Here is a 14,799-nt window from a genome sequence, read left to right as displayed (position 1 = left end):
GGTACGTTCGGCGGACCGGGGCAGGGCAACTACGCGGCGGCCAACCACTTCCTGGACGCCCTCGCCCAGCACCGCCGCGCGCGGGGGCTGGCGGGACAGTCGCTGGCCTGGGGCATGTGGGCGCAGCGCAGCACGATGACCGAGCATCTGGACGACGCGAGCGTACGGCGCGTGGGCAGGCTGGGCCGGGCGCTGTCCGCCGAACAGGGGCTGGCGCTGTTCGACACCGCCACCGGGGTCGACGAGGCCGTGCTCGTCCCCATCGACCTCGACACCTCCGCACCGCGGTCCGGGGCCGTGCCGGCGCTGCTGCGCGGCCTCGTGCGGCCGCGGAGCCGGCGTGCCATGGACGGAACGGCGGGCGACAAGGACGCCGCCGGGCTGCTGCGGCAGCTCGCCGCCCTGACCGGTGCCCAGCGCACCGAGCATTTGCTCGGTGTGGTGCGCCACCACGTCGCCCTGGTCCTCGGTCACGGAAGCCCTCAAGAGGTCGACCCCGAGCGGCCGTTCATGGAATCCGGCTTCGACTCGCTCACCTCTGTCGAACTGCGCAACCGGCTCACCGCAGCCACGGGACTGCGGCTTCCGGCCACCGTCGTCTTCGACCACCCGTCGCCGCAGGTGCTGGCCGAGTACCTCGCCGCGGAGCTCACCGGGGACGCCGCAGCAGGCACCCAGGGGGCCCCGGGCTCCCCCGGCGCGTCGGCCGCCCCGGCCGCGCGAAAGCGCTCGGAGGGCACGCTCAACACGCTCTTCGAACAGGCCGTCGCGGAGGGCAGGATCGACGACTTCATCAACGTCCTGGACTCCGCGGCGAACTTCCGCAGGACCTTCAGCGACCCGTCCGAGGCCGACCGGGTGCCGAGCCCGGTGCGGCTGTGCCGGGGCGACGAGACGCCGAGCCTGATCCTCCTGTCCGCGTTCATCGGCAAGGCCGGGCCGTACGACTACTCGGGCCTCGCCGCCGGATTCCGAGGCAAGCGCGACGTGTCCGCGCTGTTCCAGCCCGGCTTCCTCGCAGGCGACCCGCTGCCCGCGGACCTGATGGCCGCGACGAAACTGCACGCCGAGAGCATCGCGCGGTACGTGGACGGCAAGCCGTTCGCCCTCGGCGGCGTCTCGTCCGGTGGCACCGTGGCCTTCTACGTCGCCCACTACCTGGAGAGCATCGGCCTACCGCCGGCCGCCGTCGTACTCCTGGACACCTACACACGCAACGATGCGATCTACCGGCACTTCGGGCCGAAAATCCTGCACAGCGTCGTGGAGGACCAGACCAGCGCGTTCGGCGACAGCGGCGACGACATCTGGGGCGAGGAGTGGCTCACCGCGATGGGCCGCTACTGCAAGATGAACTGGATGCCGCCCGGCGAGATCAGCGGCAGGACGCTCATGGTGCGCGCGTCCGACCCCGTGGGGGAGTGGACGGAGGACTACGACTGGCGCACCGACTGGGAGCTGCCGCACGACACGATCGACGTCCCCGGCAACCACTGGACCATCACCCGGGACCACTCCGCCACCACCGCGGCGGCCATCGACGAGTGGCTGCGCGGCCTCGGCTGACCGGGACCTGGCCGCCCCTCTTTAGGGGCGGCTAGGGGTACTGGCCGGTGAGGCCGCCCACGTTCAATGGAAGGCACTTCACATGACCATCGATGAGGGGCCGGCATGACCACGGCAACGGGGTCGCGACTCGGCGACCTGTTCCTCGGAGCTCAACTCAAGGTCGGGCGCCCACTGCTCAAAGCGGCGATGAAGGGCGACCCGTACATCGACATCCTGCTCGGTGTCCAGGACCCACGCCCGCAGTACGCCATCATCCGCGAGGGCGGCCCGCTGTACCGCAGCAAGGGCAACGCCCTGGTCGTCACGAGCCACACGCTCGGTACGGAGATCCTGCGGGACCGGCGTCTGAACATCTGCCACACGAACGGCAGGGCACCGGGCATGCAGCTGATGGAGCGCATCGGCTGGGACGGATCCATCCTCAACCTCGACCCGCCGGATCACACCCGTATCCGCCGCCTCGCCCAGCCCGCGTTCACACCGCGGAAGATCGCCGAGTACCGCGTCGCCGTGGAGCGGATCTGCCACGAACTGCTCGACAAGGCGGAGAAGCAGGGCGAGTTCGACCTGATCCGCGACTATGCCGGGCCACTGCCCATTGCCGTTATCGGCGACATGCTGGGCGTTCCGGAGAGCGAACATGAGCGGTTCTACCGGCACGGCAGGGTCATCGGCTCGGTCATCGACGGCGTCAAGTCCCTGAGCATGGCCCGGGACTTCAGGCGCGCGCACAGCGAGTACCTGAAGCTGTTCGCCGAGCTGATCGAGCTGCGCCGTGCCGAGCCCGCCGACGACCTCGTCAGCGTGCTCGCCGACGCACACGGCGAGGGCAAGGTCACCGAGCACGAACTGCTCGCCCTGTGCGCGGTGCTCGCGGTGACCGGTTTCGAGACCACCACCAACCTCATCGGCAACGGCACCCTGGCCCTCCTGGAGAACCCCGACCAGTGGCAGCTGTTCCGCGACGACCCCGACCTCGGCCCGAAGGTCGTCGAGGAGACCATGCGGTACGACTCGCCGGCCCTGCAGGCCACCCGTATCCCGCACGAGGAGATCGAGCTGGCCGGGCAGCGGGTGAAGGTGGACGAGGCGCTCGTCGTCCTCGTCGGCGCGGCCAACCACGACCCCGAGGTGTTCCGGGACCCGGATCGCTTCGACATCCTGCGCGAGGGCGAGCCGGACCACCTCTCCTTCTCCGGCGGCATCCATTACTGCATCGGCGCACCGCTGGCCCGCATGGAGGGCGACGTGGCGCTGCGGGTCCTCGCGGAGCGGCTGCCGAAGCTGCGCTTCAACGGCCCGCGCAGGCGGCGTAGTTCGCCCGTCATCAGCGGCCTGGAGAGCTTCCCGCTCGCCGTGAGCTGACAGGCTCCGGCCCCTTCTCCACCGGCCCGCCCTCGTACCGCCCCGTACGACGGCGGGCCGGGCTCAGTCTCAGCGGCGGTGTGGAGCCTCCGAGGCCGGGACGAAGACCGGCAGCCGGGCGTCGACCTCGAAGCCGCCGTCCTGCCCGGGCCCGGCGTTCAGTTCGCCGCCCACGAGCCCGACTCGCTGGCGCAGACCCATCAGGCCCACACCGGAGCCGCTGCGGCTCAGCTCGACGACGGGCCCCCGCGCCGGTGCCGCGTTGCGCACGGTCAGGTGCAGTTGCTCCGCGTCGTAGCGGGCGCGCACCTCGACGGGAGCGCCCGGCGCATGCTTGATCGCGTTGGACAAGGCCTCCTGGACGACCCGGTACGCGGTACGGCCGATCACCGGCGACACCACACCGGGGTTGCCGGTACGGACGAACTCGATCCGCATGCCCGCCGCCGTCGACTCCTCGACCAGGCGGGCCAGATCGGGTCCGGGGGGCTCGTCGGCCGCCTGCTCGGGGCCGCCGTCCCGCCGACCGGACGCACCGTTGCCACCGCTGTCGCCGGCCTCGTCGTCGGCGGTGGCCGGCGGCGAGCGCAACACGCCGAGGAACTCGCGTAGTTCCTCCAGGGCCTGGTGGCCGGCCGAGCGCAGTTCCCCGGCCGCGACCCGGGTCGAGTCCTCACGGGTGCTCAGCTCCAGGGCTCCCGCGTGCAGGACCATCAGGCTCACCCGGTGCGTGATGATGTCGTGCATCTCCACCGCCAGTTTCGCCCGCTCCTCCGACCTGGCCTGCTCCGTGAGCAGGTGCTGCTCCCGCTCCGCACGCTCGGCGCGGTCCCTGAGCACGTCGGCGAGCCTGCGCTGGGACCGTACATACATTCCGGCCAGCGCCGGCACCGCCGTGAGCAGCAGGCCGGGCGCGATGATGTCGACCTCCGGCGTCCACGGCCGGGTGGCGATCAGCGTGAGCACGCCCGTGAGTCCCCAGCCGCGGGCCAGGTCGGCGCCGTACACCATGACGCTGTAGCAGGCGAACGGCGCCGCGAGCGGCACCCACACCCCGGCCCGGTCCACTTCCGGCATCGTGCCGGGGAACACGCCCTCCACGAACAGGGGCATCGCGGCGACCAGCATCAGACCCGTGATCCACATGGGTGCCGTGCGGCGGAACAGCAGCGAGAACGCGGCGAACGCCTGGAGCATCGGCGAGATCCAGTCCTTGGTCGACTGGGTCGACCGGAGGATCGCGGCGAGCGCCGCCAGGACCAGGAGACACAGGACGAGGTCGACTGCGCGGTCGCCCCAGGAGTACGAGATACGTGTGCGCTCGGGCATCCACTCAGACCGTTCCACCCGGCTCATGGTAGCGATGTCCGAGAGGCAGGCCCCGGTCCGGCGGACGTGCGCGGCGGCGGGACGGTGGGCTTCAACTCCGAGCGGCGACGGCCGACTTCGGGGTGAGGCTGTGCACGTCGAAGGCGCGCTTGGTGCGATCGAGCCTGCGGAAGAGGTTGTCGGCGCCGCTGAACAGCAGCCGGGTCACACCGAGTCCGGTGAGGCTGTCGACGACGGCACGCCAGTCGACGGGTCGGTCGAAGGTGTCGAGCAGCATCGTGCGCACGCCCTCGGCCGAGTCCAGCACCGTGCCGTCCTGGTCGGCGACGAGCGGGACACGCGGCGCCCGCACCGTGAGACCGGAGAGGACCTCGCGTTCCACGGTCCGGCGCAACTCGGCGAACGCCGGGGCGTGCACCGGCGGCCGCATCGAGTACATCGAGTACCCGCCCAGTTCGCTGATCCGCTTCTTGAACCGGTCGAGGCGGCCCGCGCGCAGCGACAGCAGATGGAAGCCGTCATCGAGGTAGCCGGAGAACTCGTACCACTCGCCGTCGGCGTCCAGTTCGGCCAGCGCCTCCTTGAGCCGGTCCTCGGGGAGCCGGGTGAAGGAGTGCGTCACCACGTCCTTGTGGTGCTCGCGGAAGTACTCCTCCTCGCATCGCGCCATCGCCACGGTCATCCGCAGCGTGTCCTCGTACGACAGGGAGCCGGCGTACGCGACCGCGGCCTTCTGCCCGAAGCTGGGCCCCACGCAGGCCGCGGGCTCCTCGTCGGCACGGTCGGCCGCGCGGTCGGCGAGAGCGAGGCAGTTGACCAGGAACGCCACCTGCGCGTACTCGGAGTAGTCGGCCCCGCCGTCGCGGAAGCGCTCGGTCACCCGGTAGCCGAGCACCTCGTCGGCCACCGCGAGACGTTTGCGGGCATAGGGGTTCAGGAGCATGAAGCGGCCCGCGTCGGCGAACCGTGACGGCCCCATGCCGGGAAAGACGATCGCGGTGGTCATGCGGCGCGCGCCTCCTTCGCCAGCTTCTCCATGGCCCGCATGTCGGGCTTGCCGTTGCGGTTGAGGGGGAAGCTGCCGAGGACCTCGACCCGGTCGGGCCGCTCGTACGCCGCCAGCATGTTCCGCAGCTGTTCGCGCCAGTACGCCGCCGGGCGGCCCTCGCCGTCCTCGACGAAGAACACCAGCTGGGCGCCGCGCCGCTCGTCGGGCAGGGCGACGATCCTCGCCGAGCACCCCTTGGCCTCCACGGACCGCTGGATCAGCTCGGGATAGAGGGTGTATCCCATGCGGTGCACCGCGTACTTGCGGCCCAGGACGAAGACGTTGCCCCACTCGTCGAGGTACCCCAGGTCGCCCGTGCGCTGCCAGCCCGGCGGCACCGCTTCGAGCGTGCCGGACTCGTCGAGCCAGCCCTCCAGCGCGTCCGGCGTGTCGACCTCCAACTCGCCGACGGCACCCGCGGCGACCGGGCGGCCCTCCTCGTCCACGACCCGCAGCCGGATGCCCTCCATGGCCCGCCCGCAGGCCACCGGGTTCTCGAGCGTCGCGAAGGCGATGTTGCCGAGCTCTGTGCTGCCGTAGCTGTCCAGGAGCGGCATGCCGAACTCCTCGGCGTACGCCTCCACCAGCGGCTCGTCCAGCGGGGCCGCGCCGGCGCAGAACATGCGCGCTCCCGCGAGGACGGGACGCAGAATCGGCTTGCGCGACACGAGGTTGAGCATGCTGCGGTAGCTGGCGGGCGTCGCGTCGATCACCGTCGCCCCCGTCAGCCCGGCCATCACCAGGGCACGGTCGAGCCGCTTGTACGGCGCGATCACCAGCGAACACCGCCGCAGCCAGGCGATCAGAACCATCGACAGACCGTACTGGTGGGCGAACGGCAGCAGGGGCAGCAGCACGTCGTCGGCGCGGTGCCCGACCTGGTCGGCGTTGCGCTCCAGGTTCTTCAGGAACTTGCGGCCCGACTTGACGACGCCCTTGGGTGAGCCCGTCGAACCGGACGTCCACATGATCAGGGCGTCCGGCAGGTCACACCAGGCCTCGACGTCGAGCCGTCTGTCGACCGGGGTCCGGCCGACGGAGGCAGCGAGCAACTCGTAGAGGTACAGAGCCTCCTGGCCCTCTTCCAACGGGGCGTCCTCGTCGCACAGGACCAGCTTGGAGCCGGTGCGCAGGACGATCCGCCGGGTCTCCTCGATGTGCTCTTGCTGGTCGACCAGGACGATCGACGCCCCGATGTGCATCAGCGCGAGCAGCGACGCCACCCAGGGTGCCGAGTTCCCGGCCTTCAGGGTGACGCGGTCCCCGGGACCGACTCCGTGCTCACGGAGCACCTGTGCGAGCTGCAGGGCCTCGTACTCGAAGTCGTCGAGGGTCCGTACCGAGTCATGGGCAAAGATCTTCGCGCTCATCGGTCGCACGATTCCTTCCTCGCACCGGACAAGGGCGCCGCGCCGAGCGAGCGGCCCCAGGGCCCAAGGGGTGGAAGTCAGGGAGTCCAGGGGCCTGGACAGAGAGTCTGGGAGCCATGGGCCCGGCGTGGAACCCTGACCGCGCCCCTACGGTCCCTTGTCTTCTCCACCGCTTCCCCAGCGGGGGCGGCAGGGGCGAGGCAGGGGTACCGGCCGGGGACGGCCCGCGGCTTACGATGCGCCGTGTCCGGGCCTGACGATCGCTGGGAGCGAGGGCACAGCAACCGATGCAACAGCCGACGACAACGAGTCCGTGGTTTCTCCCGCTGACGCAGGGCCCGGCGGGCGCCGTTCGCGTCGTCTGCTTCCCGTACGCGGGCGGCGCGGCATCCGCCTACTTCCCGCTCTCGCGCTGTCTCTCCGCGGACCTGGACGTCCTGGCCGTCCAGTACCCGGGGCGGCAGAACAGGCGCCTCGAACCTCCGGTCCAGGACATGGGGATGCTCGCCGACGCGGTCACCGCGGAACTCGGCCCGTGGCTCGACCGGCCGGTCGCCTTCTTCGGGCACAGCATGGGCGCCATCCTCGCCTTCGAGGTGGCGCGGCGTCTGGAGCGGCGCGATGGCTTCAGCCTGGAGCGGCTCTTCGCCTCCGGATGCCGCGCGCCCTCGTCACTTCGCGAAATCGAGGACTTCAGGCACCTCGACGACGACGGAGTGATCGCGCAGATGGGGGCCCTCGGCGGGACCGACGCGACGCTGATCGCCGATGACGAGTTGCTGCGCCTCACGCTGCCCGCCGTCCGCGGCGACTACGAAGCGGTGCGTACGTACCGCGCGGAGCCCGGCAGCACACTGCGCGCGCCCGTCACGGTGCTCAGGGGCGAGGACGACGCCCGCGTCACGGCGGAGGAGGCGGCCGGCTGGCACACGCACACGGCGTCCGCGTGCGACGTCCGCGCCTTTACCGGCGGGCATTTCTTCCTCAACGACCACGTGCGCGAGATCGGCGGACTCGTCAACGACGCTCTGAGCGGCGTCCAGTAAGGCTCCGCATGCGACCGGCTCGAACGTCTGCGCCGTCGGGCTACTTCCGGCGACCCAGCGCCTTTGCCCGATCGCGTGCCCAGCCCGCGAGTACGGCACCGGCGACGACCGCGACCACGTACATGGCGACGGTGCCGCCGAAGCCCGCGTCGAGCCCGCCGAGCAGACCCAGCTGGTCGTGGTCGATCAACAGGCGGATCGCTCCCTGGGCGCCGAGCACCAGGAGGAGCACACCGAGGCCTTGGAGGAGGTCGAACTTCACGGGGGCCTTTCGGTAGGGCGGAACAGTCAACAGCCTGGTCCTTGAACGCGATCCCTGACAAGGCATGTGCAAAGGTAATGATCAGGCTGCGGCGCCGCAATGCCCTCCACCGCCAACGGCCAGGAGACTGAGCGGTATTCAGCCATATTCGGCGCGACAGCGGTGCGCGAGTCGGCCTGTTCCGACCGGTCCGGAAGAGTCCGCAAGCGACGAAAGTATGCGGGAGTGCGGCGCGCTCCGTACTCATGTACCTAGGCGGCACGGCACTTCCGTACCTGGTGAGCGTCCCAATACTCCGCAGATTCCTTCCGGTCGCTGCTGAAGTGCGTCAAATCCCTAGGTCAGACGCATGGTTGGGGCTGACGCGGGATTCCTATTAAGCTCCCGTCCAATACGAAGGCGTGAAGCCAGCATCTACGGGGGTGTGCTTGGCGTGCAGGCAGTCAGTGTTGCCGGAGAACCGCGCTCGGATACGTCTGTGGAGTTATCGGATCCGCCCGCGCACCCTCCGGACTCCTCCACCCACGCCCTCGCCCGGCGCCTGCCGCCGCGCTCCGACCTGTTGATGGTCGGCGTGCTCGTGGTCCTCCTGGTGTGCGGTGCCCTGTGGAACTGCTATCGCAACGAAGGCCATCGCACCGTGGGCCCGTGGGTGGGACTCGGTCTGCAGATGGTGGTCACGCTCGCGCTCATGGCGCGCAGGACACGGCCGGTGGCGGTGCTCGGCGCTTCCACGGCGGCGGCGGTGCTGATGTCGCTGTCGGTGTGGCTGGCGCCCGGGCTGCTGATGACGTCGGTCGACGGGGCGGGGATGTGGGTGCCGCTGGCGGCCCCCTTCGCCGCGTACAGCGCCCTGGTGTACGCGGGGCGGATGCGGATGTCGTTGGTGCTGACGGGCGCGCTGGTGACGGTGGCCGCGCGGCCGTGGGAGCTGTCGTTCGCCGTGACGGCGAGCGGACTCGTACTGATGGCGGTTCCTGCGCTGCTCGGCATGTACGTGGCAGCGCGGCGCGGGTTGATCGCGGCGCTCACCGAGCGGGCGGAGCGGGCGGAGCGCGAGCAGTACCTTCTGGCCGAGCAGGCGCGGGCCGAGGAACGGGTGCGGCTCGCGGGCGAGATGCACGACGTGGTGACGCACCAAGTGAGCCTGATGGTGCTGCAGGCCGGGGCCCTGCGGGTGACCGCGCAGGATGAGCGCGTACGCGGCGCGGCGGAGGAGCTGCGCGCGGCGGGCTGCCAGGCCTTGGAAGAACTGCGGGACCTGGTGGGAGTGTTGAGGTCGCCGGAGAGTGCCGTGCGGATCGCGGGTGGGTTGTGCGGCGGCGAAGAGACCATGAACGAGGTGGCGTGGGGGCTCGCGGGACTGGTGGAGGAGTCCCGGTCCGTGGGCGTGGACGTGCGGCTGCGGGAGTCCGGGGACTGCTCGGGGTTGTCCGTGGTGGCGGCGCGCACGGCGTACCGGCTGGTCCAGGAGGCACTGACGAACGTACGCAAGCACGCCCCCGGGAGTTCGGTGGTGGTGGAGGCACGCTACGAGGTGGACCGGGTGCGGCTGTGGGTGCGCAACACGGCGCCGACGGAGCCGTTGGACACGGAGCTGGCCTCCAGCGGTTCGGGCAGTGGCCTCAAGGGACTGCGCCAGCGTGTCGAACTCGTCGGCGGGACCTTCGAGTTCGGGCCACGCCCCGACGGTGGCTTCCAGGTGGATTCCGTACTGCCCGCCGAACCGACCGATGGGTATCGTGGGCCGCATGGGGCGTGAAGTCATTCAGGTAGTGGTCGTCGACGACGAGCCGATGGTCTGCGCGCACTTGAAGACCATTCTCGGATCCGCCGAGGACATCGAGGTCGTCGACGCAGCACACGACGGAGCGGCCGCGGTGGAATCTGTGCTGCGCCACCGCCCCGACCTCGTCCTGATGGATCTGCGCATGCCCGGAGTGGACGGGCTCACCGCCATCGAGACCATCGTGAAAATGGATCAGCCGCCCGGAGTCGTGGCGCTGACCACCTTCGACGCCGACGAGTACGTGCTGCGGGCGCTGCGCAGCGGGGCCAGTGGCTTCCTCGTCAAGTCGACGCCGCCAGAGGACCTGATCGGGCTCGTACGGGTCGCCGCGGACGGACACACGGTGCTCTCATCGGTCGCCGCCCGTCGCATCGTGGCCGCCGCGTCCGGCGAGGATGAGGCCCGCAAACGCGCCAAGCAACTCGTCGGGCGGCTCACCGAGCGCGAGGCGGACGTGCTGACCTGCGTGGGCGAGGGCCTGTCCAACGCCCAGATCGCCACGAAGCTGTTCCTCAGCGAAGCGACCATCAAGGGGTATGTCTCGCACATGCTCGTCAAGCTGGAGTGCACCAACAGGACCCAGGCGGGACTGCTCGCCTACGATGCCGGCCTGATCAGCCGCTGAAGCTGCTGGGCGCCGCAAGGCAGTTCACGAGGAAAGCGGCCATACGTCCCGCTCCAGGACCAGCCACAGGTCGTTGCGGAGTGTACGAAAGTCGGTACCGCGCCCCGTAGATAGCGACCTTGGTCGCTTCCACTTCCCACGAAGCGCTCTGCCGCCCCCGCCGGGCCGGCTGTTTGGCTGTGATCGGCGGAAACAGCTCGTGAGGTGGACGGGGCGTGCCCCGGAGCGCCACGGCCGAGATGTGCAGCACCACACCCCAGCCCCTGGAAGATCAAGCACTCCGGCGTGGACCGGAGCGGAGGAACCATGTTCAGTGCACTGGGCCGATTCGTCGTCGGCCACCGATGGCTGGTGATCATCAGCTGGCTCATCGCCGCGACAGCCGTGATCGCCACGGCACCGGCCCTCACCACCACATCCGACCAGGCGGAGTTTCTGCCCAAGCAGTACGAGTCGATCCAGGCGCAGAAGATCCAGGAAAGCGCCTTCCCGCAGGGCTTCAGCCCGTCCGCGATCGTGGTGTTCACGCGCGACGACGGCAAGCCTCTTCAGGACGCCGACTCGGCGCGGATCGCCAAGGTCGGCGAGACCCTGAAGGCCAACAAGTACGACAAGGTCGAAGAGGTAATCACCGCGCCGCCGTCCCCACGCAAGAAGGTGCAGACGGTGCTGGTGTCGATGGCCGACGTGAAGGCGGGCGACAAGAGCCAGCAGCACACCGTCGAGGACATGCGGGACGACCTCAAGCCCCTGATGAAGGGCACGGGTCTGAAAACCGGCATCACCGGTGACGCCGCCACACAACTGGACGCCGAAGAGGCGGCCAAGCGCGCCGACTCGCTGATCTTCCTCGGCACCATCATCCTGATCATCCTGCTGCTGACGGTCATCTTCCGCAGCCCGACCATCACGATCCTCACCATCGTCGGCATCACCCTGGTCTCGCAGGTGGCCAACGGCCTCATCGCGATCTCCGCGAAGGCCTTCCACCTCAAGGCCGACAGCTCGGTGTCCTCGCTGCTGATCGTGGTGCTCTTCGGCGTCGGCACCGACTACATCCTGTTCCTGATGTTCCGCTACCGGGAGCGGTTGCGCGTCGGGGAGGACCCCAAGACCGCGATGGCCTCCGCCGTCGGCAGGGTCGGCGAGGCCATCGCGTCCGCGGCCGGCGCCGTCATCGTCTGCTTCCTCGCGCTGCTGCTCTCCTCGCTCAGCTTCCTCATCTCCATGGGCCCGGCACTCGCCATCGCCATCGCCGTGACCCTGCTCGCCTGTCTCACCCTGATCCCGGCCATCGTGTCCCTGATGGGCACCAAGGTGTTCTGGCCCTCCAAGGCCTGGCGTCACGAGCCGCGCGCGGCCCGCTTCGGCGCCATGGGCCGGGCCGTCGCCCGCCGCCCCGGCCTGTTCCTGGTCGCCTCCGGCCTGCTCATGGCTGCCCTGGCGGTCGGCGCACTCGGCTACAAGCCGGTGTTCTCCCCGGAGCAGAAGGTGGACACGTCCAACGAGTCCTCCGTGGCGACGCACGACATGCGCAGGGACCTCCCGGCGGGCAGCACCAACCCCAGCACCGTCCTGATGCGCTCCACCGACGGTGAGAAGCTCGGGCAGCAGGAGATGACGGCTTACATCAACAGCCTCAAGAAGGTCGAGGGCGTCGGTTCCGTCTCGCGCTCGCAGTTGAGCAAGGACGGCAAGACCGCCGAGTTCAGCGTGGTCCTGACGGCGGACCCGGTCGGCAGCAAGGCCATGGACATCGTCCGCGGCCCGCTGCGCACCACGGCCCACGAGGCCGCACCGTCCGGTACGGAGACCAAGGTCGGCGGGGTGACCTCCGTCTTCGTCGACATCAACAAGGCCGTCAACCGTGACTTCTCGGTGGTGTTCCCCACCGCGGCCGCGCTGATCATGCTGATCCTCGCCCTCCTGCTGCGCAGCCTCGTCGCACCGATCTATCTGATGGTGTCGGTGGTGCTCGGTTTCGGAGCTACGCTCGGCGCGACGGTGCTGCTCTTCCAGAAGGTCCAGGGCGAGGCCGGGCTGACCTTCTTCCTGCCGGTCATCATGTACTTGTTCGTCGTGGCCATCGGCACCGACTACAACATCCTGATGGTCGCCCGCCTACGCGAAGAGGCCAAGGAAGGGCTCGGCCCCCGGGAGGCCACCGCCAAGAGCATCCAGCACGCGGGCCCGACCATCGCGGCCGCCGGCGTAATCCTCGCCGGCACCTTCGCTTCGATGACGCTGGCCAACGACGTCACGCTCGCCCAGACCGGCTTCGCGGTCGCCTTCGGCATCGTCATCGCCTCGTTCGTCATGGCGATGTTCTTCACGCCGGCCCTCACCACTCTGTTCGGCCGCGCCGCCTGGTGGCCGCGCCGCATCAGGCCGCAGGTACCGCTCGAGGGTGCGCAATACCGGGCGGACCAGCACCAGGTATCCGTCCAGGGCGGCAGCCCGTACGCGCCGCACGGCTCCGGCGACCGGCGGGACTGACCCGACCGGCCCGCACCCGACACGGCTGAGGCCGGGGTCATGGATCATCCGTGACCCCGGCCTTCGCGTACCCCGGGGAACGTCCACAGGACGCCGTCCGAGTCGCGCGGTCACCGGCAGCTCCGGTGGCGGGCAACTCCCCATCCGGGCGGCGCGGTTGACGATGCCGTAGACCCGCTGAGACGGCTCACGACAGCGACCCCGAGCCTGAGCTCGGGGTCGCTGTCGTGCTCTTCGCGCCGCCCCCTGCGCACAGCGCTGCGCCCCGCCGAAGGGGGGATGCCGTTGGATCAACCACCAACGTCAACGGTTCCGGCGGGGCGTAGTTCTCTGGGGTGGGGGAGGGGGTGCTACCGCCTACTCGGCGATCTTGGTACGGCCGACCCACCGAAAGGTCATGAGCTCGGATTCCGCCCCGCTGCTGGTCCGTTGCAGCGGAGCGTGGATGGACTCGAAATGCTCGTATCCATTGCCGTAACGGATCTTGATCTTCTCCTCGGAGAAGATCACCTCGTCCAGTTCGGTCAGCTTGACTGATCCGGACAACCCGCTGGGCCCGCCTTCCAGCTGCACCGAGCTCATCGCCATGGCGGAGGAATCTTGGGCGACTCTACGCATGGGCCTCCTCTCGTCTCGCCATGATTCTTCTTCGGGACGGCCCGCCCGGATACCCCTCAACTCCCCCTATGGAACCAGTAATTGGGGCAGGTCATCGAAATCGGACTGGGGTGTGCGCTGGAGGGGTCGGTAGGGGTACACCTGCGCGGGCCCGCTGCCTATCGTCAGAGAAATGCAGAAACCTGCCGGAAGAAGTCACCCGGCCCGATCGGCCGCCGAATGATCGAGGAACTGCTGCCCAAATCGGTGGCCGTCGCCGAGGCGTTCGGTGACCCCGCTGTCCCGCCCGCACTGTTCGCCGAGGAGGCGGCATGCGTGGCCAATTCGGTGCCTTCACGGCAAGCGGAGTTCCGTACGGTACGGGCCTGTGCCCGTGAGGCGCTGGGACAGCTTGGGATGGGTCCGGTGCCGATCCTGCCCGGAACCCGTGGCGCTCCCCGATGGCCGACATCGGTGGTCGGCAGCATGACGCACTGTGCGGGGTACCGCGCGGCCGCCGTGGGGTTCGCCGAGGACCTGGTGACCGTGGGCGTGGACGCCGAGCCCAACCGGCCACTGCCCGACGCGGACGTGCTGGAGGCGGTGACGATCGCCGAGGAGCGGACGATGCTCGCCGGGCTTGCCGCCCGACAGCCGGACGTGCGTTGGGACCGGCTCTTGTTCAGCGCCAAGGAGAGCGTCTACAAGGCGTGGTATCCCCTCACCGGGCGTCCGCTGAATTTCGACGAGGCCCTCATCACAGTGGATCCGACATCGGGCAGATTCTTCGCCCGTCTGCTCGTGCCCGGACCCGTGTGGGCCGGCACTCGCCTGACAGGCTTCAACGGCGCGTGGCTGGCCCGCGAGGGGCTGGTGGTCACAGCGATAGCCGTCACGAGCGACGCCGTGCGGGAGACGACATGACGTCTCCGCCGGAGATCGCCTGCCGTCGGCCGCATGCGCCCGCAGCACGCCAAGGCCAGGCTGACCGCCTGGGAGCGCATCGAGCTCCTGCTGGAGCCGGGCTCGAGAAGCACCGGTCGAGTCCCTTTCCACGCCGCGTACAGAGCGCGCGACCTGCCCTTGCGGAAACAGGGGAACCCGCCGCAGTGACAGAAGTCGGGCCACCCCTGGGATGTCCAACCTGGAATGCGATAAAGGAGAACCGTCGTGCGCGAGTCGGAGTCCGGACTTCCCATCGAGTCGGTTTACGGGCCAGGGGCCCTGGAGGGCTGGGACGCGGCGGAGAAGCTGGGGGAGCCGGGTTCGTATCCCTACACGCGTGGTGTGTATCCGTCGATGT

The 14,799-nt window shown here is 69.6% G+C and carries 13 protein-coding genes; 8 read left to right on the top strand and 5 right to left on the bottom strand.

Annotation, left to right across the window (positions count from 1 at the left end; all coding sequences use genetic code 11):
* Both FGD71_RS37050 and FGD71_RS37045 read left to right on the top strand, forming a co-directional pair.
* The coding region (locus FGD71_RS37050; RefSeq protein ID WP_119104933.1) for a phosphopantetheine-binding protein at window positions 1-1,566 on the top strand (1,566 nt) is incomplete at its 5' end.
* Window positions 1,567-1,671: 105 nt separating this feature from the next.
* Entirely contained in the window at window positions 1,672-2,934 is a 1,263-nt protein-coding gene (locus FGD71_RS37045; protein ID WP_119104932.1) for a cytochrome P450, read from the top strand.
* A gap of 69 nt (window positions 2,935-3,003) precedes the next feature.
* Here FGD71_RS37045 and FGD71_RS37040 read toward each other — a convergent pair whose 3' ends face one another.
* The 3 genes from FGD71_RS37040 to FGD71_RS37030 form a co-directional block, all read right to left on the bottom strand.
* Window positions 3,004-4,281: a sensor histidine kinase gene (locus FGD71_RS37040; protein ID WP_140936043.1), complete on the bottom strand. Its 1,278-nt coding sequence runs from the start codon at window positions 4,279-4,281 to the stop codon at window positions 3,004-3,006.
* A 73-nt stretch (window positions 4,282-4,354) separates the two neighbouring features.
* Window positions 4,355-5,269 (bottom strand): ACP S-malonyltransferase, encoded by a 915-nt coding sequence (locus FGD71_RS37035; RefSeq protein WP_119104930.1) that lies wholly within the window; start codon window positions 5,267-5,269, stop codon window positions 4,355-4,357.
* Window positions 5,266-6,681: a class I adenylate-forming enzyme family protein gene (locus FGD71_RS37030; RefSeq protein WP_119104929.1), complete on the bottom strand. Its 1,416-nt coding sequence runs from the start codon at window positions 6,679-6,681 to the stop codon at window positions 5,266-5,268. Before FGD71_RS37030 ends, FGD71_RS37035 begins: the two co-directional genes overlap by 4 nt.
* A 287-nt stretch (window positions 6,682-6,968) precedes the next feature.
* On the opposite strand from FGD71_RS37030, the gene FGD71_RS37025 reads away from it, so the two are divergent.
* Entirely contained in the window at window positions 6,969-7,727 is a 759-nt protein-coding gene (locus FGD71_RS37025) for a thioesterase II family protein (RefSeq protein ID WP_119104928.1), read from the top strand.
* 40 nt (window positions 7,728-7,767) lie between these two features.
* Here the strand turns inward: FGD71_RS37025 and FGD71_RS37020 are convergent, their stop codons facing one another.
* On the bottom strand, window positions 7,768-8,019 hold the full coding sequence (locus FGD71_RS37020; RefSeq protein WP_240436956.1) for a hypothetical protein: 252 nt from the start codon (window positions 8,017-8,019) through the stop codon (window positions 7,768-7,770).
* A gap of 448 nt (window positions 8,020-8,467) precedes the next feature.
* Between FGD71_RS37020 and FGD71_RS37015 the strand changes: the two genes are divergently transcribed.
* From FGD71_RS37015 to FGD71_RS37005, 3 genes are all read left to right on the top strand, one after another.
* Window positions 8,468-9,751, top strand: coding sequence for a sensor histidine kinase (locus FGD71_RS37015; protein ID WP_240436955.1), 1,284 nt, complete (start codon window positions 8,468-8,470; stop codon window positions 9,749-9,751).
* On the top strand, window positions 9,741-10,403 hold the full coding sequence (locus FGD71_RS37010) for a response regulator transcription factor (protein WP_119104935.1): 663 nt from the start codon (window positions 9,741-9,743) through the stop codon (window positions 10,401-10,403). Before FGD71_RS37015 ends, FGD71_RS37010 begins: the two co-directional genes overlap by 11 nt.
* 306 nt (window positions 10,404-10,709) lie before the next feature.
* On the top strand, window positions 10,710-12,899 hold the full coding sequence (locus FGD71_RS37005; protein ID WP_240436954.1) for an MMPL family transporter: 2,190 nt from the start codon (window positions 10,710-10,712) through the stop codon (window positions 12,897-12,899).
* 357 nt (window positions 12,900-13,256) lie between these two features.
* On the opposite strand, the gene FGD71_RS37000 is transcribed toward FGD71_RS37005, so the two are convergent.
* Entirely contained in the window at window positions 13,257-13,517 is a 261-nt protein-coding gene (locus FGD71_RS37000; RefSeq protein ID WP_140936042.1) for a DUF5988 family protein, read from the bottom strand.
* 219 nt (window positions 13,518-13,736) lie between these two features.
* Between FGD71_RS37000 and FGD71_RS36995 the strand changes: the two genes are divergently transcribed.
* Together FGD71_RS36995 and FGD71_RS48100 are read left to right on the top strand one after the other, a co-directional pair.
* The gene (locus FGD71_RS36995) at window positions 13,737-14,420 is read left to right on the top strand and encodes a 4'-phosphopantetheinyl transferase family protein (protein WP_119104925.1); all 684 of its coding nucleotides are present in this window, start codon (window positions 13,737-13,739) and stop codon (window positions 14,418-14,420) included.
* A gap of 246 nt (window positions 14,421-14,666) precedes the next feature.
* Window positions 14,667-14,799: methylmalonyl-CoA mutase family protein (locus FGD71_RS48100; RefSeq protein ID WP_140936041.1), on the top strand; the 133-nt coding region annotated here is incomplete at its 3' end.

This window comes from Streptomyces sporangiiformans (assembly GCF_005768555.2).
Classification (GTDB): domain Bacteria; phylum Actinomycetota; class Actinomycetes; order Streptomycetales; family Streptomycetaceae; genus Streptomyces; species Streptomyces sporangiiformans.
The sequence above is the reverse complement of the archived record's forward strand: the minus strand, read 5'-3'. Positions and strand labels throughout refer to the sequence as shown.

Excerpts from the sequence above, each read along its gene's own strand:
- FGD71_RS37045 (WP_119104932.1), top strand. The coding sequence starts at position 1,672 with ATGACCACGGCAACGGGGTCGCGACTCGGCGACCTGTTCCTCGGAGCT.
- FGD71_RS37035 (WP_119104930.1), bottom strand. The coding sequence starts at position 5,269 with ATGACCACCGCGATCGTCTTTCCCGGCATGGGGCCGTCACGGTTCGCC.
- FGD71_RS37030 (WP_119104929.1), bottom strand. The coding sequence starts at position 6,681 with ATGAGCGCGAAGATCTTTGCCCATGACTCGGTACGGACCCTCGACGAC.
- FGD71_RS37025 (WP_119104928.1), top strand. The coding sequence starts at position 6,969 with ATGCAACAGCCGACGACAACGAGTCCGTGGTTTCTCCCGCTGACGCAG.
- FGD71_RS37010 (WP_119104935.1), top strand. The coding sequence starts at position 9,741 with ATGGGGCGTGAAGTCATTCAGGTAGTGGTCGTCGACGACGAGCCGATG.
- FGD71_RS37005 (WP_240436954.1), top strand. The coding sequence starts at position 10,710 with ATGTTCAGTGCACTGGGCCGATTCGTCGTCGGCCACCGATGGCTGGTG.
- FGD71_RS37000 (WP_140936042.1), bottom strand. The coding sequence starts at position 13,517 with ATGCGTAGAGTCGCCCAAGATTCCTCCGCCATGGCGATGAGCTCGGTG.
- FGD71_RS36995 (WP_119104925.1), top strand. The coding sequence starts at position 13,737 with ATGATCGAGGAACTGCTGCCCAAATCGGTGGCCGTCGCCGAGGCGTTC.